The following is a 16,737-nucleotide window of genomic DNA, read 5'->3' as shown; positions in this document are numbered from 1 at the left end:
ACGCCTCATAATCGACCCATGTGACGGTATCATCTGAAGCTGTTACATAAGGAACGGGCGTCTCAAACCGACTAGTCCCTTCCGCTATTTGTTCAGGCTTTTGTTCATCCAACGACATTGTAAAAACCGACCACTCATATACATACCCTTCAGCCTGTGCATATTCAACCCAAAATACTTCATCTTGAATCCCGACAAGATTCCCAATCGTTTTGGAGGACGTATGAATAAGATTGTTTGTATTACGCCGCGTATCGTATACACTTATTTGACTGGTGCTTTCTTCAATCAACTCCGTATAGACGATTCGGTTTCCTGTGATGTGCTCTGGTGCGATCATCGGTACTTGATCTGCAAAGAATAGAGATAAGTCATACGATTCCACTTCCCCAATTGATTCGCTCTCTCCCGCACTTTGTAAACGGATGGCTGGTTCCGATGTTTCCTCCGGTTCGGATGTTGCTGGTGCATCCGGTGTCGATTCTGTCATCGACTCCGTCTTTTGAACAACCTCTTCCACTTCTGGTGCAGCTTTTGTGTCATCCGTACACCCGGATAACATCGTTGCAACCCCTAGACATACCCCTAATGCCAACTTATTAATTTCGCTTCAACATTTCCCCTACTTTCAAAATACATTTTATTCCATAATCGTATCATAACCTTATACAAAGTTGTCAGAAAAATATAAAACAGGATTCGCCGAGAATGACGAATCCTGTTTAAGCGTATTATTTTTTCTCTTTTACTGCCGTACGAATCGACAACTCTTCAAGTTGCGCGTCCGCAACCGGGCTCGGTGCTTGCGTGAGCAAGTCGCTTGCCGAAGCCGTTTTCGGGAAGGCAATCGTGTCGCGAAGGTTCGAACGACCAGCAAGAATCATGACGAGACGGTCGAGACCGAGTGCGATCCCTGCGTGTGGTGGTGTACCGTATTCGAACGCTTCGAGTAAGAATCCGAACTGTTCAACTGCTTCTTCTTGCGTGAAGCCGAGCAATTTGAACATGCGCTCCTGGATGTCACGCTCGTAAATACGCTGTGAACCACCGCCGAGCTCGTAACCGTTCAAGACGAGGTCATACGCGATGGCGCGTACGCTTGCCGGGTCTGTCTCGAGAAGGTGAAGGTCTTCACGGTTTGGCATCGTGAACGGGTGGTGGTTCGCATAGAAACGACCGTCTTCTTCTTCAAACGTCACGAGTGGGAAGTCTGTCACCCACAGGAAGTTGAATTTCGACTCGTCGATGAGACCGAGGTCGTGTCCGAGTTTGACGCGGAGTGCGCCAAGGCTGTCTGCGACGACAGTTGGTTTCGATGCGACGAAGAGGAGAAGGTCTCCTGCTTCTGCATTCGTCGCTTCGATCAACTTCTGTGCGTACGTTTCGTCGAAGAACTTCGCGATCGGACCGTTCAAGCCTTCCGCTGTCACTTTGAGCCATGCGAGACCTTTCGCACCGTAGACCGCTGTGAACTCTTGAAGCTTGTCGATGTCTTTACGTGAGAAGTTGTCCGCCTCACCTTTGACATTGATCGCTTTGACTTGTCCGTTTGATTCGAGTGCGGCGTCGAATACTTTGAAGCCCGCACCTTTCACGGCGTCAGCTACGTCGATGAGTTCGAGGCCAAAACGTGTGTCCGGCTTATCTGAACCGAAACGGCGCATCGCTTCCGCGTATGTCATACGCTCGAACTTAGCCGGTGTATCCGTACGACCGAGCGTCGATTTCATGACTTGTCCCATCATTGATTCCATCATCGCCATCAAGTCTTCGATGTCCATGAAGCTCGTCTCGATGTCGACTTGCGTGAACTCAGGCTGACGGTCTGCACGAAGGTCTTCGTCACGGAAGCAGCGTGCGATTTGGAAGTAACGGTCAAATCCTGCGACCATGAGCAACTGTTTGAAGAGCTGTGGTGATTGCGGGAGTGCGTAAAACTCACCACCGTGGACACGGCTCGGTACGAGATAGTCACGTGCGCCTTCTGGTGTCGACTTCGTCAAAATTGGCGTTTCGACTTCGAGGAACTCTTGCTCCGTCAAGAAGTTACGGATCGTGTTCGACGTCTTCGAGCGGAGACGGAACGTCTCTTGAAGCGCTGGACGACGAAGGTCGAGGTAACGATATTTGAGGCGAAGGTCTTCTGAGACGTTTTCCGCTTCATCACCGATTGGGATTGGTGTCATCTTCGCCGCGTTCAAGATGTTGATCTCAGACGCGATGACTTCGATGTTTCCTGTCGGCATGTTCGGGTTCTTGTTCTCACGTTCGAGAACCGTTCCTTTCACGTCGAGGACATACTCGCTACGAATCGTTTCCGCGAGTTGGTGGACTGCTTCGTTTTCCGGGCGTACGACGACTTGGACGATCCCTGTGCGGTCACGAAGGTCGATGAAGATGAGTCCCCCTAGGTCACGTCGTTTTTGTACCCATCCTTTTAATTGTACTTCTTGGCCGATGAGTGACTCTGTCACGCGGCCGTTCATATGTGTGCGTCCGATCATTGTCCTGCTCCTTCCGATAGTTCACGAATTTTGTCTGCGACGGCCGAGAGTGGCACGTCGACTTGTTCACCAGTCGTCATATCTTTCAAGGCGGCTGCCCCGCGCTCGACTTCGTCATCCCCTAAGATGACTGTGAACTTGGCTTTCAGGCGCTGCCCCGCGCTCGACTTCGTCATCCCCTAAGATGACTGTGAACTTGGCTTTCAGGCGGTCCGCCTGTTTGAATTGTCCTTTGAACTTGCGTCCTTGGTAATCACGGTCAGCCTTGAACCCTTCCATGCGGAGGAGTTGCAAGAGGCGTGTCGCCGTTAGTTCAACTTCTTTCTCACCTTGCGCAACGATGAAGACATCAAGACCTGTCTCGAGTTCAGGTAAGACTCCTTCATTCTCCAATGCGAGGATGAGGCGCTCCAACCCGATCCCGAAACCGATTCCCGGCATGTCCGGTCCGCCGATATCTTGTACGAGACCGTTGTAGCGTCCACCGCCACAAAGTGTCGTGATGGCTCCGAACCCTTCTGCCTCGGACATGATTTCAAACGCCGTGTGCGTGTAATAATCGAGCCCACGAACGAGCGTCGGGTCGACTTCGTAGGCGACGCCGAGTGCATCGAGTTGTGCGAGCACTTGGTCGAAATAGGCTTTCGATTCTTCGTTCAAATACTCAAGGATTGACGGTGCTGTCTTCATCGATGGGTGATCGCGGTCGACCTTACAATCCAAGATGCGAAGCGGGTTCTTGTAAAGACGTGACTGACAGTCTTGGCAAAGTTCGCCTGCCACCGGCTCGAAGTGACGGATGAGTGCATCGCGGTGGGCGTTGCGGCTTTCCGCGTCCCCAAGCGAGTTGACGACGACTTTGATTTTCTGAAGCCCAAACGACTTGTAGATCGAGTAGGCGAGGCTGATGACTTCAGCGTCAACGGCCGGATCGCTACTGCCGATCGCTTCGACACCGTATTGGTGAAGCTGACGGAAGCGGCCTTTTTGTGGGCGCTCGTAGCGGAACATCGGTCCCATGTAGTAGAGCTTCGTCGGTTGGTCCGGATTTCCGAACAGTTTGTTCGTCACGAACGCACGGACGACAGATGCCGTTCCTTCTGGGCGAAGTGTGTACTCGTCTTTCCCTTTCTTCACGAGCGTGAACATCTCTTTTTGTACGATGTCCGTCGTTTCCCCGACACTGCGTGTGAACAGGTTCGTTGTTTCAAAGATTGGTGTGCGGATCTCTTTATAGTTGTAACGGGCGCTCATGTCGCGAAGTTTTTCCTCGACATATTGCCACGTCTCGACCGTGCCCGGAAGCAGGTCTTGTGTACCGCGTGGTGCTTTCATCATCACATTTCCCTCCTTAAAAAATACAAAAAGGCCCTCGTCCGCAAAGGGACGAGAGCCTGTGTAAGTTTCCCGTGGTACCACCCTCGTTGCAGAGCCATTACTTGAAACTCTGCCACTCGAAATCGGTTAACGCCCGATGAGACGGCTCCCCCTACTTATTTTCAAGGGAGCACCTCCAAAGTGTCGTTCGGGTCATCATCCAGTCGATGCTTTCAGCCAAGGCATCGCTCTCTTTGCTGGTGGGTTGACCGTACTCTTCTTTATCATAGGTGTTTGACTATATGCTTCATGATGCCGAATCAAGTCGGCATCTGTCAAGCGTTTTAGGTGTTTGACTATATGCTTCATGATGCCGAATCAAGTCGGCATCTGTCAAGCGTTTTTTTCGAGCATGAGTGTGACCGGGCCGTCATTGACGAGTGCGACGTCCATCATCGCACCGAAGCGTCCCGTCTCGACGACGAGCCCGTTTGACCGGAGTCGCTCATTGAATTTTTCATAGAGCGTCTCGGCCATGTCCGGTTTTGCGGCCTTTGTAAAAGCAGGTCGCCGTCCTTTCATCGTATCTCCATACAATGTGAATTGCGAGACCGACAAGATTTGACCGGACACATCTTGAATCGATAAGTTCATCTTTTCTTGATCGTCCTCGAAGACGCGAAGTCCGGTCACCTTATCGGCGAGCCAGTTCACTTCTTCTTCAGTATCTTCATGTGTCACACCGACGAGAAGCAAGTATCCGGCGTTGATTGCCCCGACGACTTCTTCCTCGACTGTGACCGATGCTTCTTTCACTCGTTGCAATAATACACGCACGTTCCTCTTCCTTTCGTCACGTCATCATGACTCGGCTTACCGAATACACGTCTGAGATTTGTTTGATGCGCTCGACGACTTTCTGCAAGTGATTCACGTTCGGAATCGAGATCGTCATCGAGATGCGGGCTTGTTTGTTTTGGTCGCCCCGACCGCTGACGGCCACGATATTCGTATTCGTCGCCGATACTGCTTGTAGGACGTCGTTCAAGAGACCTGAACGATCATATCCCGTGATTTCGATATCGACGTTATAGTTCTTCTCTTTCGCCTGTCCGACTTCCCATTCGACGTCAAGAAGACGCTCCGGATGTTGTTCATTGACGATGTTCAAGCAGTCTTTCCGGTGAATCGAGACCCCGCGTCCACGGGTGATATATCCGACGATTTCATCTCCCGGGACCGGGTTACAGCAACGGCTCATACGGACGAGCATATTGTCGATTCCTTTGACCGTTACGCCCGCTTCCGTCGTTTTCTTTTTCGGTGCCTGACTGACTTTTAGTTCGCTGATTGCTTCAGAAAGTTCGAGTTTCGGCTCTTTCCGCTGCTTCTCCGTCAATTTATGTGCGACTTGAGCGGCCGTGATGCCTTGGTAACCGACAGCGGCATACATCTCTTCCTCGTTCCCGAAGTTGAACTTCTCGACGACGATACTGAGTGCCGGCTCATCGATAATCTCTTTCGGTTCAAAACCAAGCTTCTTGATTTCTGCTTCGACGAGATCTTTCCCTTTCTCGACGTTCTCTTCACGCTGTTGACGTTTGAACCATTGACGAATCTTGTTCTTGGCCTGACTCGAAACCGCGAGTTTCAACCAGTCCTTACTCGGTCCATAACTGTGCTTCGACGTGATGATTTCAATGATGTCACCCGTCTCGAGTTTGTAGTCGAGCGGGACCATCCGACCGTTCACTTTCGCACCTGTCATCCGATGGCCGATCTCCGTATGGATCCGGTAGGCGTAGTCGATCGGGACAGAGCCTTTCGGCAATTCGAATACGTCCCCTTTTGGTGTGAAGACGTAGAGCATATCACTAAAGAAGTCGACTTTAAGCGACTCCATGAATTCCTCGGCATCGGTCGTATCTTTTTGAAGCTCAAGAATCTCACGAAGGTGCGCAATCTTCTCATCGAACCCGTTCGTCGAGACGTTCTTCCCTTCTTTATACGCCCAGTGTGCCGCAATCCCGAACTCGGCGATGAAATGCATGTCTTTCGTCCGAATCTGGACTTCGAGCGGCTCACCTTTCGGACCGATCACGGTCGTATGGAGCGACTGGTACATGTTCGGCTTCGGCATGGCGATATAATCTTTGAAGCGTCCTGGCATCGGCTTGTATTGCGTGTGGATGATCCCAAGTACCGCATAACAATCGCGGATCGAGTCGACGATAATGCGGACCGCCATCAAATCATAAATTTCATTGAATTCTTTTTTATGCTTCACCATCTTGTTGTAGATGGAATAGATATGTTTCGGTCGGCCGTTCACGTCGGCATCAATATGCACTTCTTCAAGAACTCCGTTCACTTCCGTGATGACAGAAGTGACGAGCGCTTCTCGTTCCGTCCGCTTCTGTTTCATCATCGAGACGATCTTGTAGTATTGCTGCGGGTTGATATAACGTAACGAAATATCCTCGAGCTCCCACTTGATCGTCGAAATCCCCATCCGGTGTGCGAGCGGGGCAAAGATTTCAAGCGTTTCTTCGGCCTTTTGCACTTGCTTTTCTTTAGGCATATGCTGAAGTGTCCGCATGTTGTGAAGACGGTCCGCGAGTTTGATCAAGATGACGCGCACGTCTTCCGCCATCGCGATAATCATCTTCCGATGGTTCTCGGCGAGCTCTTCTTTTTTCGACTTGTATTTAATCTTCCCAAGTTTCGTGACGCCATCGACGAGCATGGCCACATCCGGACCGAAATCGTCCGTCAATTGCTGTAACGAAATATCCGTATCTTCGACAACATCATGTAAAAGCGCTCCGATAATCGTCGTGGCATCTAAGCCGATATCAACGAGAATACCGGCCACTTGGACCGGATGGAGGATATAGGGCTCGCCCGAACGTCGGAACTGACCGGTATGATGAAGTTTTGCGTATTCGTAAGCGCGTTTCACTTCGGCTATATCGTCGTCACCCATATACTCCCCGAGCGCGTCGAGAAGATCCTCAATACTTACGATTTGTTTTTTGGTCATAACATTCGACACCCTTTTTCTAACCGCTCCAATCGCCTCGGATTCGTCGCAGCATGGTAGTAGTTTATATACAAGATTCTCTAATTTTTATAACCATTATCGAAAAAATCTGACGACCTGTCAAAGGTTGTAGGTTATTTTCCTCAAAAACTATTCAAAAACGGGAAGCATATGCTTCCCGTTTAAACATTAGTCTTCGTATCGGATGAGTGAGAAGACGTCATATCCTTCAAGACGCTCACGTCCACCGAGTCCGTCGAGTTCGATCAGGAACCCGATTCCTGCCACAACTCCACCGAGTTGTTCAATCATTTTGATCGTCGCTTCAATCGTACCACCTGTTGCGAGCAAGTCGTCGAGGATGACTACTTGTTGTCCAGGTTGGATTGAATCTTTGTGCATCGTTAAGATGTCTGTTCCGTACTCGAGACCGTATGATACACGTACTGTCTCACGTGGTAACTTTCCTTCTTTACGTACAGGTACGAACCCGAGTTCAAGTGCATATGCTGCCGGGCAACCGACGACAAATCCGCGCGCTTCCGGTCCAGCAATCAACTCTGCTCCTCGTTCACGTGCATAAGCGACGAGCTCATCTACCGATTTCTTGTAGACTTCGCCATTTTGCATGAGTGACGTGATGTCTTTGAAGCTGATTCCTTCCTTCGGGTAATCCGCTACTTCTTTAATATGATGTTTGAAATCCATTTTATGTGTATGCCTCCTGCATCTTGTTCGATCGCAACGATTGTAACCGCTCTTTGAGCTCCGCCAATGACGCGTATACGAAACGCTCTTCGAGTTGTTGGCGCCCAATCCGGCGTTGATAGCACGGCGCCTCGGTCAAATCGCGTTTCGGTGCTTCTGGATTGACTCCAGGCAGTCCGTCTTCCATTGTAACAAGAAATTCGAGTTCAGAGAATACTTGATGCATAAATTGAATCGTATTTTTTGACCATTTTCGTTCTTTTGACAGACGAATCAGGTTTTCACGTAGATTATTCCGTTCGCATGTCGCCATGTGTACGTAATACGTTCGGAAATCCTCACGTGAAGGAAGCCGTTCAAAGAACGAGTCCCCTTGACCGAATGCGCAATAGATCCGCTCGACGCCTTCATGGAGTTTTTCTGCGAGGATGTCTTCATCGTCAGGCAAATCGAGCAGGACGACGAAACGATTGAGCGGTTCGTCTCCTTCATGGAGCGGGTAGTCTTCGGTTGTCCCTTGGAACGACAAGAACGACGTATGTTCTTTCGGTAAGTCTTTCAGCTCTTGTACCGATTTTTTCTTCCCGCGATAGTCGAACACTTGGAAGTCATCGACGCGTAAGTCTTGAATCATGAGCTGCGGCTTTCGCATCCCGTTCCATTCATTCACTTGAAGACTTCCCATCACCGAGATGTGGGCCATCTGTGAGATTTCCGAGACGACATGTCCGAACCCGAAGCCGATGCCGTCGAGTTCTCGCTTGTCTCCGGCGAGCTGTACTTTCAAGTGTGTTGCATCGCGTCCGATTTGACGAATATCGCGCAGTTTCGCATCTGCGACGACGACGCGTGGCGACGGGTTGCCCATGCCGAACGGCGCCAGTTTCGCAATCTCTGAAATCAAATCGAGCGAGACGTCATTGACCGTCAGTTTCAAATCGACGTTGACCCGTGGCACGAATACGTCATCTGGAATTATTTCCGCTTGGCGATTCAGTCGTTCACGCAATTCGGCGACATTCTCGGACTGAAGCGTCATCCCGGCTGCGGCCGGATGCCCCCCGAAGTGCGGCAAGATGTCTTCATTTTTCGAGAGTTCTTTAAATAGGTCAAACCCATCAATCGAGCGACCCGATCCCTTTGCCTTGCCCGTCTCCGGGTCGTGGCAAAGGAGAATGACCGGACGATAGTACGCCTCGACGAGACGAGAGGCGACGATCCCGACGACTCCCGGGTTCCACTTCTCACTCGCGACGACGAGCACACGGTCCTCGGTCATCGATGCCTCGACGAGTTCTTTCGCTTCAGCCGTAATCGTTTTGACGATGTCTTGACGTTCTTTATTCTGCTTATCGAGCTGTTTCGCAAGTTCGAGCGCTTCTTCGACATGTTCAGCTAAGAGCATTTGCAGCGCCGGCATCGCCGAATCGAGACGTCCCGCCGCATTGATCCGTGGACCGAACGCGAAACCGACCGATTCTTCGTTTAACACGCTATCACCGAGACCACACACTTCACGTAATGCTAAAATGCCAGGTCGTTTCGAGGCTTCGAGTGCCGCGATTCCTTTTTTCGCGAGCAATCGGTTCTCACCGTCGAGTGGGACGAGGTCAGCGATTGTTCCGAGGACGGCCAAATCAAGGAGTTCCTCTGGCATTCTACCTAAAACGGCATGCGCCACTTTGAGGGCGACACCTGCACCAGCGAGTTTATCGTATGGATATCTCGGGTCGATGTGCGGGTGGATGATGGCATACGCGTCCGGCAATGTCTCTTTCGGTTCGTGGTGGTCGGTGATAATCAAATCGACACCAAGGTCTTTTAATAGTGTCGCTTCTTCAATCCCTGAGATTCCACAGTCCACTGTGATCACCAAGGTGAACCCTTCGTTCGCTGCCCATTGGAACGCTTCCTTGTTCGGTCCATACCCTTCCGTGAAACGGTTTGGGATATAGCACTCGGCCATAACACCGATTTCGGTCAAGGCGTGCCACATGACCGAAGAGGCACTGACACCATCGACATCATAGTCGCCATAGATAAGTACCATCTCCCCCTCGTCTGCAGCCTGCTTGATCCGGGATACGACTTTTTCCATCTGTTCAAACAAATACGGGTCATGAAAGACGAGTTCTTCCTCGGCATACAAAAATGCCTTGGCCGCTTCTACATCCTGATGTCCACGCTGAACGAGCAATGTCGCGAGTTGTGCTGATATATTTAATTCGTTTTGTAAACGTGTGACATCGTCCGGGTTCGTTTCCGGGTAGAGCCACTGTTTCTTCGAATGGTACATGTCCTTCACTCCAATCAATTGTAGATTATAGCAGACCACGTGAAAGATGTGCCGTCTTGACATTTTAAAAGGTCTCCCGTTTGAAGGGAGACCCACTTGTTACGCCTCTGTGACCGGCGTATCTTTTTTCTTGTTGATCGTCGTGCGTTTGATGAGGAGCCACAAGTACGATGCGATGAAGATGGATGAGTACATCCCCATGAAGAGTCCGATAATCAATGCGAGCGAGAAGCTGCGAATCGACTCGGCACCGAACACGTACAAGGCGATCGCCGTCACGAGTACCGTGATGACGGTATTAACCGAACGAACAATCGTCTCTTGAATCGATTTGTTGATGATCGACTCATAGACGTCCATCGAACGAATCTTCCGTTCTTTTTCATACGACGTGATATTCTCCCGCACGCGGTCGAACGTAACAATCGTATCGTTGACGGAATAACCGATAATCGTCAGAATCGCTGCGATGAAGTACAAGTTGACCTCAATCCCAAAGAGTGAGAATGCGACGATCATGAAGAAAGCATCGTGTAACATCGCCACCACGGTTGCAACCGCATAGGAGAACTGGAAACGGACCGTGATATACAGGATGATCCCGATCGAAGCGACGGCTACCGCATACAAGGCGTTTTTCGCCAAGTCACGACCGACCTGAGCCGACACGGTGCTGATGTTCGGGTCGTTTCCGAACTGCTCCGTGAACGCCGTCTTGACGCTCGCGACTTCTTCTTGACCTAATTGTCCGACGAACGTGACATATGCCAAACGTCCTTCATCTGCATACTGGACGCTCGAAATCTCTTGGTCAATCCCTGCGTCATTGAACGCTTGTGTGAACTCTTCTTGCGAGACACGTTCTTCTGTTAATACCTCGACACGTGTTCCTGAGGCGAAGTCGATTCCAAGGTTCAATCCTCTGAAGAACAAGAGACCGATTCCGAGAACGACGATTGCCGTCGAAACCAAGAACATCGTGCGCATATGTTTGACGTAATTCCATTCAGTAAGCTTAAAGTTCACGGATTTCACTCTCCTTCACACCAAACCATCCTTTACGTTTGTCGAACAGACGACTTGAGACAAGGAGGTGCATCAAATAACGTGAGATGAATACGTTCGAGATGAACGTCATCCCGATTGAGATCATGAGCATGACCGCAAATCCTTTGACCGAGCTTTGTCCAAAGTAGAACAAGACCGCAGCCGAGATGAGCGTCGTCAAGTTGGCATCAATGATCGTACTGAGGGAACGACGGTTACCGGCACGGAATGCCGACAAGACCGACTTCCCGGAGCGGAGCTCATCTTTGATTCGTTCCGCCGTGATGATGTTTGCATCGACCGCCATCCCGACCCCGAGGACGAGTGCTGCAATCCCTGGGAGCGTCAAGACCGCGTTGATTCCATTGAAGAACAACATGATCAAGTTAATATACAGTACAAGCGTGATGATCGACACGAGTCCTGGTAGACGATAGAAGAACAACATGAAGATGAACACGGCAACAATCCCGATTGTAGCGGCAAATACCGTTTCTTCTAATGCGTCTTGACCGAACTGAGCCGATACCGACGTCGAGTAGATTTCATCGAGTTTGACCGGGAGTGCCCCTGCGTTCAAGATGTCGGCAAGGCGTTGTCCGCTCTCCGCATCAATCCCGCCACCCGAGATAATCGCTTTATCTGACAAGATCGGACCATTTACAGAAGCGTCCGACACGATTTTCGAGTTTTCTTTTTGAATCTCTTCTTCGTATGTGTCGCCTTCTTCGTAATCGAGCCAGATGACGAGACGGTTCTCAGGAGCCGGACGTTGTGAGATTTCAGACGTCACTTCGCCAAACTGATCGGCCGATTGAAGCGTCAACTCAACGACTGGTTGTCCTTGCTGATCGTAGCTGAGTGCTGCGCCACGAGGAGCCAAATCTTTCCCGTCGAGCAAGACATTGTCATCCACGTCACGGAACGTCAATTGTGCTGTTGACGAGATGACTTCGCGCGCTTCGTTTTGGTTCGATACGCCAGCGAGCTGGACACGGATTCGATTGTTCTCTTCGATCCGAACGTCCGGTTCGGAAACCCCGAGGACGTTGATTCGGTTGTTGATGGCGCGAACGGTTGCATTCATCGCCGACTCGTCGATGACGTCGCCGTCTTCGAGCGGTTGTACTTCATACAAAACTTCGAATCCACCTTTTAAGTCGAGTCCGAGGTTCGTGTTCTTGACGACCCAAGGTGTCGAGAACACAGCGAGCAGGATTGTCGCAATCATGATGATCGCGAAAATCGCAATGTTGCCTTTTTTGTACATACGACTATTTCCTTTCTAAACCACTGTTCTTGATATAACTTCTCTCGTTAACATTACAAATTTTCTAAACATTTATCAATCATTTTCCTAAAATTGTAACGTCTATTCACGTAAATGTAGCGTTAATTTGCGTATAAGACTAAATGTTGCACAAGGGCAAAACTTCATGTATGATGTAGCTAACATCACAACATCAAAGGAGTCTTTCCACATGGACAGCACAATTATTTTTGCGTTTCTCCTCACCTTGTTCGCAGGGCTTGCGACAGGGATCGGGAGTATGATCGCATTCTTTGCGAAACGGACGAACACGGCTTTCTTATCCATCTCTCTCGGATTTTCAGGCGGTGTCATGATTTACGTATCGTTCATCGAGATTTTCCCAAAGGCGCTTGACGAGCTCGTCGGTGCACACGGGGAGTATACGGGAACGATTTATACCGTCCTCGCGTTCTTCGGTGGAATGTTCTTGATTGGCATGATCGATAAGTTCATTCCGAAAATGGAGAACCCGCACGAGGTCAAGTTCGTTGAATCGATGCAGAACGACCCGTCAACACAAGAGCTGGCAACGACAGCAACAAATGAAGCGGCTCCAATCAATCATCCTGAGACACAAAGTCGCCTAAAGAAAATGGGAGTCTTCATGGCACTCGCCATCGGGATTCACAACTTCCCGGAAGGACTCGCCACATTTGTGTCGGCGCTCGATGACCCAGCCGTCGGCGTGGCCATTGCCATTGCCATCGCGCTGCATAACATTCCAGAAGGGATCGCCGTCTCTGTGCCGATTTATTATGCGACCGGTTCACGGAAAAAGGCGTTCAAGCTTTCGATGTTATCCGGTCTTGCAGAGCCTGCCGGAGCAGCCATCGGATTTTTACTCCTCATGCCGTTCTTGAGCGACACGGTATTTGGTCTCTTGTTCGCAGCAGTCGGTGGGATCATGGTCTTCATCTCACTCGATGAGTTACTCCCTGCGGCCCGTGAATATGGGCATGCCCACCATTCGATGTATGGAATGGTCGCCGGGATGATTGTCATGGCGACGAGTCTTATCTTATTAATGTAACGAGCAATGCCCTGACGCGAGCGTCAGGGCATTTGTCATGTCGTCTTAAATACATGGACGACATCTTTTAATTCAGACGACATATGACTCATCGTCTCGGCGATGCTGTTGATTTCTTGGATGGCCGCGAGTTGTTCCTCGACATTGGCCCCCGCCTCTTCGACGCTCCGTTGGGTCGAGACGGCGTTCGTGGACATATCCTCGACCGAAACGGCAACTTCTGTCGTATTGGCACTGACTTCTTCTGTCGCAGCGGCAATCTCACTCATCTGACGTGACGTCTCTTCAATGACCGATACAATCTCGCGGAACGCCGAGGCGACTTCACCCATCTGTGATACCCCACTCTCGACATGTACGCTCGATTCTTCGAACGCGGTCTCGACTTGCTCCGTGTCTCGCTGGATGTCACGAACGACGGTCTGAATTTGAATGGCAGATTGCTTCGACTCCTCGGCAAGCTTTCTCACTTCTGCCGCGACGACCGCGAATCCTTTCCCATGTTCACCCGCACGTGCCGCCTCGATGGCCGCATTGAGCGCAAGCAAGTTCGTCTGTTCCGTAATGGCCGTGATGGAGCGGGTAATCTTCTCAATCTCAAGCGACTGGTTCGAAAGACGAGTCACCATCTGTTGCGTGAGCTCATTGGCGCGACGAATCTCTTGCATTCGCTGCTCTGCTAATTGAACGGTCTCAAGCCCACCGTTTGCCGCTTCAAGTGTATGAATCGTCTGTTCGTTCACGCCTTGTGACGCTGCGGCAATCTGGTTCAATCCGTCAACCGCTTGATTGACGCCAATCGTCCCTTCTTCCGCTCGTTTGGAGGACCCTTGGGCCGCCACATTCATATCTTCAAACAGACGAGAGACACCTTGAGTCGTTGTCGCCACGTGTTCCGTACTCGCATACAGTTCTTCAGAATAGGCAGTGACTTTCTCGGAAGCTTCGCCAACTCGACGAATTAATCCGACGAGGTTATGTTTCATCTCGTTGAAAGCCGTGACAAGGTCGCCGAGCTCATCGTTTGAGGCGACCTCAATATCTTCACCCGTCAAATCGCCACCCGCCATGATTCGTGCTTGACGACCGAGTCGGTTGATCGGTTTTAAGAAGAGGCGTTGCAAGGCAAGTAAGGACAGGATACCGATCACGACACCGACGACGCTAATGACAAGCATCCAGAGGATTGAGCTCTCCGCTTCGGCCTGTACAGCTTTCGTCTCGGATGCGAGGAGTTCGCCCTTGTATTCGACAAGGTCTGTCACCGTCATCCGAACACGGTCCGTCGTCGGCGTCACACTCGTGTTGAGGACCGTTTTATACCCAATCTCATCTTGTTGCTGGCGAAGTTCGATGGCGCGACTCATCTCACGGTCCAACAACTCATTAAATTTCTCCAAATCCCCCAACCAAGATAAAATCTTCTCATCTGAAGAGGATGCTTTCAGTGAAGCCATCAACTCGTCACGCTGCTCCTGGACACTTTGCAGACTGATGAGTGTTTTCGGATTGGCGACGAGCATATAGTAATTCAAATAGCGTTCCGCATCGGTCACCGCAAGCGACAGATTTTCAGCCAACAGCATCTCCTGTGTCCCCTCGTTCAGGACTCGGTCATATGCAGCAGTCGATTGTCTCAGTTGATATGAACCAAGCGCTCCGACAAGGACGAGCGCGATAATTGTGGGAACTAGCGCAATCGACATTCGTCTTCTGAGAGAAGAACGCCCTTTCTGTTTTGTACCGCTCCGCTTCCATGTCCACCCTTTCCACTTCTTCATCGGTCGTACCAATCGTTTCACGTCCATGTCATCCGTTCTCCTTCATCTCGAATTTCTTCTCAATTTGACATTAATGCAAACGTTTTCATGAATCAAATCGATTTTTCGAAATGAGGTGGATGAATGTTGATTCGATTTCGTTTTGACAAAAAGAAGTCATGTTTTGTATACTTTAAATCGTAATTATTACGTTTTGAGAGGTATTCACATGAATGTTGAGAACACATCCTTATTAATTATCGGCGCGGGTGTCCATGGGATGACGCTCGCCATCTCATATATGGAACAAGGCGGGCAATTAGAAGACGTTCTGATTGTCGACCGACACACAGACCCGCTCACGAATTGGAAACAGCAAACTTCATCCATCTCCATGTCACACCTTCGTTCGACTCGCGTGCACCACGTTTCTTCGAATCCGCACGCCTTGAAGCAATTCGCATCTCGTTATGCCTATCGCTCCAATCACTTCAAAGATACGTTCGGTCGTCCTTCGCTCGAACTGTTCAACGACCATGCCGAATCATTATGGGACAAGTATCGCCTCAAGGAGCGATTCCTCGGCAACGAACGGGTGATGACGCTCCGAAAAGATGGGGCGCACTATCACGTCCGAACAGACCGCCGCCTCATCGTCGCGGACTCTGTCATTGTCTCAATCGGACAATCCGCAAATGTCGTGTTACCCGAATGGGCGGACGAACGTTGCCGACACGTGTTCATGAAAGATCCTTCGGACGAATCAGATGAAGTGATTGTCGTCGGCGGTGGCATCACAGCACTTCATTATGTCGTGAAGCGTGTCAATCAAGGTCATCACGTGACACTCGTGACGAGACGACCACTAGAAGTGAGTCAATTCGACGCCGATCGGCAGTTCATGGGACCGAAAGGATTAGTTGACTTCCATCGTCTGAAACAAGACTGGACGACAAAGCGATCATTTATCGCCCGTGAACGAAAGCCGGGTTCCGCTCCGAACGATCTCGTCTTGAAAGTGAAACGCCTCATTCAAACGAATGCCGTGACACATCTCATCGGAGAAGTCGAGCGGGACAGTGATTCGTTATTCGTGAACGGTGAAAAACTTGCCGGGCAAGAAGTCGTCTGTTGTACAGGAATTAGACCGCACCCTGTGAAAGAGACTTTCTTGCAGCCATTAATCGACCAGCTCGATCTTCCTCTCACGCCATGTGGCACACCTGCCTTGAATGAACGTCTCGAATGGACGCCTGGTCTATACTTGACGGGTGCCTATGCGGATTTGATTATCGGTCCATTCGCGAGAGCCGTCTACGGTGGACAAGAGGCTGCCCGAAGAATTCTCCCCCAACTTCTATCCACACAAAAAAGCGTCCGACCATAATGGTCAGACGCTTACTTGCTTATTCCTCAAATGAGGCATTCGCTTTTTTCACGACTTCCGCAACTGCGCTTCGGTTGAAACGGAGAAGTGATTGATCGCATTTCAAAACGACATGTGTGTCTTCGATTTGATGAACGACGCCGTGTAAACCACCGATTGTGACAACGCTGTCGCCACGCTCGAGGGCGTTTTGCATCGCTTGAACTTCTTTTTGGCGTTTCGTTTGTGGACGAATCAACAAGAAGTAAAATACGACGAAAATCAAGATCATTGGTAATAACGCAACGAGTGTTTCCATGAGTAACATTCACCCTTTCCTTCAATATCAGGTTC

The 16,737-nt window shown here is 50.2% G+C and carries 10 protein-coding genes, 2 pseudogenes and 1 other annotated feature; of the genes and pseudogenes, 2 read left to right on the top strand and 10 right to left on the bottom strand.

Annotated elements, in window-relative coordinates; translation table 11 throughout:
- The 8 genes and pseudogenes from ON063_RS07015 to secD all read right to left on the bottom strand — a co-directional run.
- Positions 1–562 (bottom strand): hypothetical protein (locus ON063_RS07015; protein WP_274664660.1); only part of this gene is annotated, 562 nt, incomplete at its 3' end.
- Between the two features lie 169 nt (positions 563–731).
- The gene (gene aspS / locus ON063_RS07010) at positions 732–2,504 is read right to left on the bottom strand and encodes an aspartate--tRNA ligase (protein ID WP_274664659.1); all 1,773 of its coding nucleotides are present in this window, start codon (positions 2,502–2,504) and stop codon (positions 732–734) included.
- A pseudogene (gene hisS, locus ON063_RS07005) lies at positions 2,501–3,839 on the bottom strand (histidine--tRNA ligase). Before hisS ends, aspS begins: the two are co-directional and overlap by 4 nt.
- 44 nt (positions 3,840–3,883) lie before the next feature.
- Positions 3,884–4,118: a binding site (T-box leader), on the bottom strand.
- A gap of 96 nt (positions 4,119–4,214) precedes the next feature.
- Entirely contained in the window at positions 4,215–4,658 is a 444-nt protein-coding gene (dtd, locus tag ON063_RS07000; RefSeq protein ID WP_031421442.1) for a D-aminoacyl-tRNA deacylase, read from the bottom strand.
- A gap of 16 nt (positions 4,659–4,674) precedes the next feature.
- The gene (locus ON063_RS06995; RefSeq protein WP_211781458.1) at positions 4,675–6,864 is read right to left on the bottom strand and encodes a RelA/SpoT family protein; all 2,190 of its coding nucleotides are present in this window, start codon (positions 6,862–6,864) and stop codon (positions 4,675–4,677) included.
- 189 nt (positions 6,865–7,053) lie between these two features.
- Entirely contained in the window at positions 7,054–7,572 is a 519-nt protein-coding gene (locus tag ON063_RS06990; protein WP_074035183.1) for an adenine phosphoribosyltransferase, read from the bottom strand.
- A 1-nt stretch (position 7,573) separates the two neighbouring features.
- On the bottom strand, positions 7,574–9,868 hold the full coding sequence (gene recJ / locus ON063_RS06985) for a single-stranded-DNA-specific exonuclease RecJ (RefSeq protein ID WP_274664658.1): 2,295 nt from the start codon (positions 9,866–9,868) through the stop codon (positions 7,574–7,576).
- A gap of 99 nt (positions 9,869–9,967) precedes the next feature.
- A pseudogene (gene secD, locus ON063_RS14910) lies at positions 9,968–12,185 on the bottom strand (protein translocase subunit SecD).
- 211 nt (positions 12,186–12,396) lie between these two features.
- Between secD and zupT the strand changes: the two are divergent.
- Positions 12,397–13,257 (top strand): zinc transporter ZupT, encoded by an 861-nt coding sequence (gene zupT, locus ON063_RS06970; RefSeq protein ID WP_274664656.1) that lies wholly within the window; start codon positions 12,397–12,399, stop codon positions 13,255–13,257.
- 35 nt (positions 13,258–13,292) lie between these two features.
- Here zupT and ON063_RS06965 read toward each other — a convergent pair whose 3' ends face one another.
- Positions 13,293–15,065 (bottom strand): methyl-accepting chemotaxis protein, encoded by a 1,773-nt coding sequence (locus ON063_RS06965; protein WP_274664655.1) that lies wholly within the window; start codon positions 15,063–15,065, stop codon positions 13,293–13,295.
- 181 nt (positions 15,066–15,246) lie between these two features.
- On the opposite strand from ON063_RS06965, the gene ON063_RS06960 reads away from it, so the two are divergent.
- Positions 15,247–16,404 carry an NAD(P)-binding domain-containing protein gene (locus ON063_RS06960; protein WP_274664654.1) on the top strand — a complete coding sequence of 386 codons (1,158 nt, stop codon included), beginning with the start codon at positions 15,247–15,249 and terminating at the stop codon, positions 16,402–16,404.
- A gap of 19 nt (positions 16,405–16,423) precedes the next feature.
- Here ON063_RS06960 and yajC read toward each other — a convergent pair whose 3' ends face one another.
- Positions 16,424–16,702 carry a preprotein translocase subunit YajC gene (gene yajC, locus ON063_RS06955; RefSeq protein WP_074035337.1) on the bottom strand — a complete coding sequence of 93 codons (279 nt, stop codon included), beginning with the start codon at positions 16,700–16,702 and terminating at the stop codon, positions 16,424–16,426.
- Positions 16,703–16,737 lie beyond the last annotated feature (35 nt).

Source organism: Exiguobacterium sp. B2(2022), from assembly GCF_028823655.1.
Taxonomy (GTDB): domain Bacteria; phylum Bacillota; class Bacilli; order Exiguobacteriales; family Exiguobacteriaceae; genus Exiguobacterium; species Exiguobacterium aestuarii_A.
Note: the sequence above shows the minus strand (reverse complement) of the source record. Positions and strands in the feature narration are given on the sequence as shown.

What these genes read in the sequence shown, in the direction of transcription:
- aspS (WP_274664659.1), bottom strand. Translation starts at nt 2,504, where the DNA reads ATGATCGGACGCACACATATGAACGGCCGCGTGACAGAGTCACTCATC.
- ON063_RS06995 (WP_211781458.1), bottom strand. Translation starts at nt 6,864, where the DNA reads ATGACCAAAAAACAAATCGTAAGTATTGAGGATCTTCTCGACGCGCTC.
- ON063_RS06990 (WP_074035183.1), bottom strand. Translation starts at nt 7,572, where the DNA reads ATGGATTTCAAACATCATATTAAAGAAGTAGCGGATTACCCGAAGGAA.
- recJ (WP_274664658.1), bottom strand. Translation starts at nt 9,868, where the DNA reads ATGTACCATTCGAAGAAACAGTGGCTCTACCCGGAAACGAACCCGGAC.
- zupT (WP_274664656.1), top strand. Translation starts at nt 12,397, where the DNA reads ATGGACAGCACAATTATTTTTGCGTTTCTCCTCACCTTGTTCGCAGGG.
- ON063_RS06965 (WP_274664655.1), bottom strand. Translation starts at nt 15,065, where the DNA reads ATGGACGTGAAACGATTGGTACGACCGATGAAGAAGTGGAAAGGGTGG.
- ON063_RS06960 (WP_274664654.1), top strand. Translation starts at nt 15,247, where the DNA reads ATGAATGTTGAGAACACATCCTTATTAATTATCGGCGCGGGTGTCCAT.
- yajC (WP_074035337.1), bottom strand. Translation starts at nt 16,702, where the DNA reads ATGGAAACACTCGTTGCGTTATTACCAATGATCTTGATTTTCGTCGTA.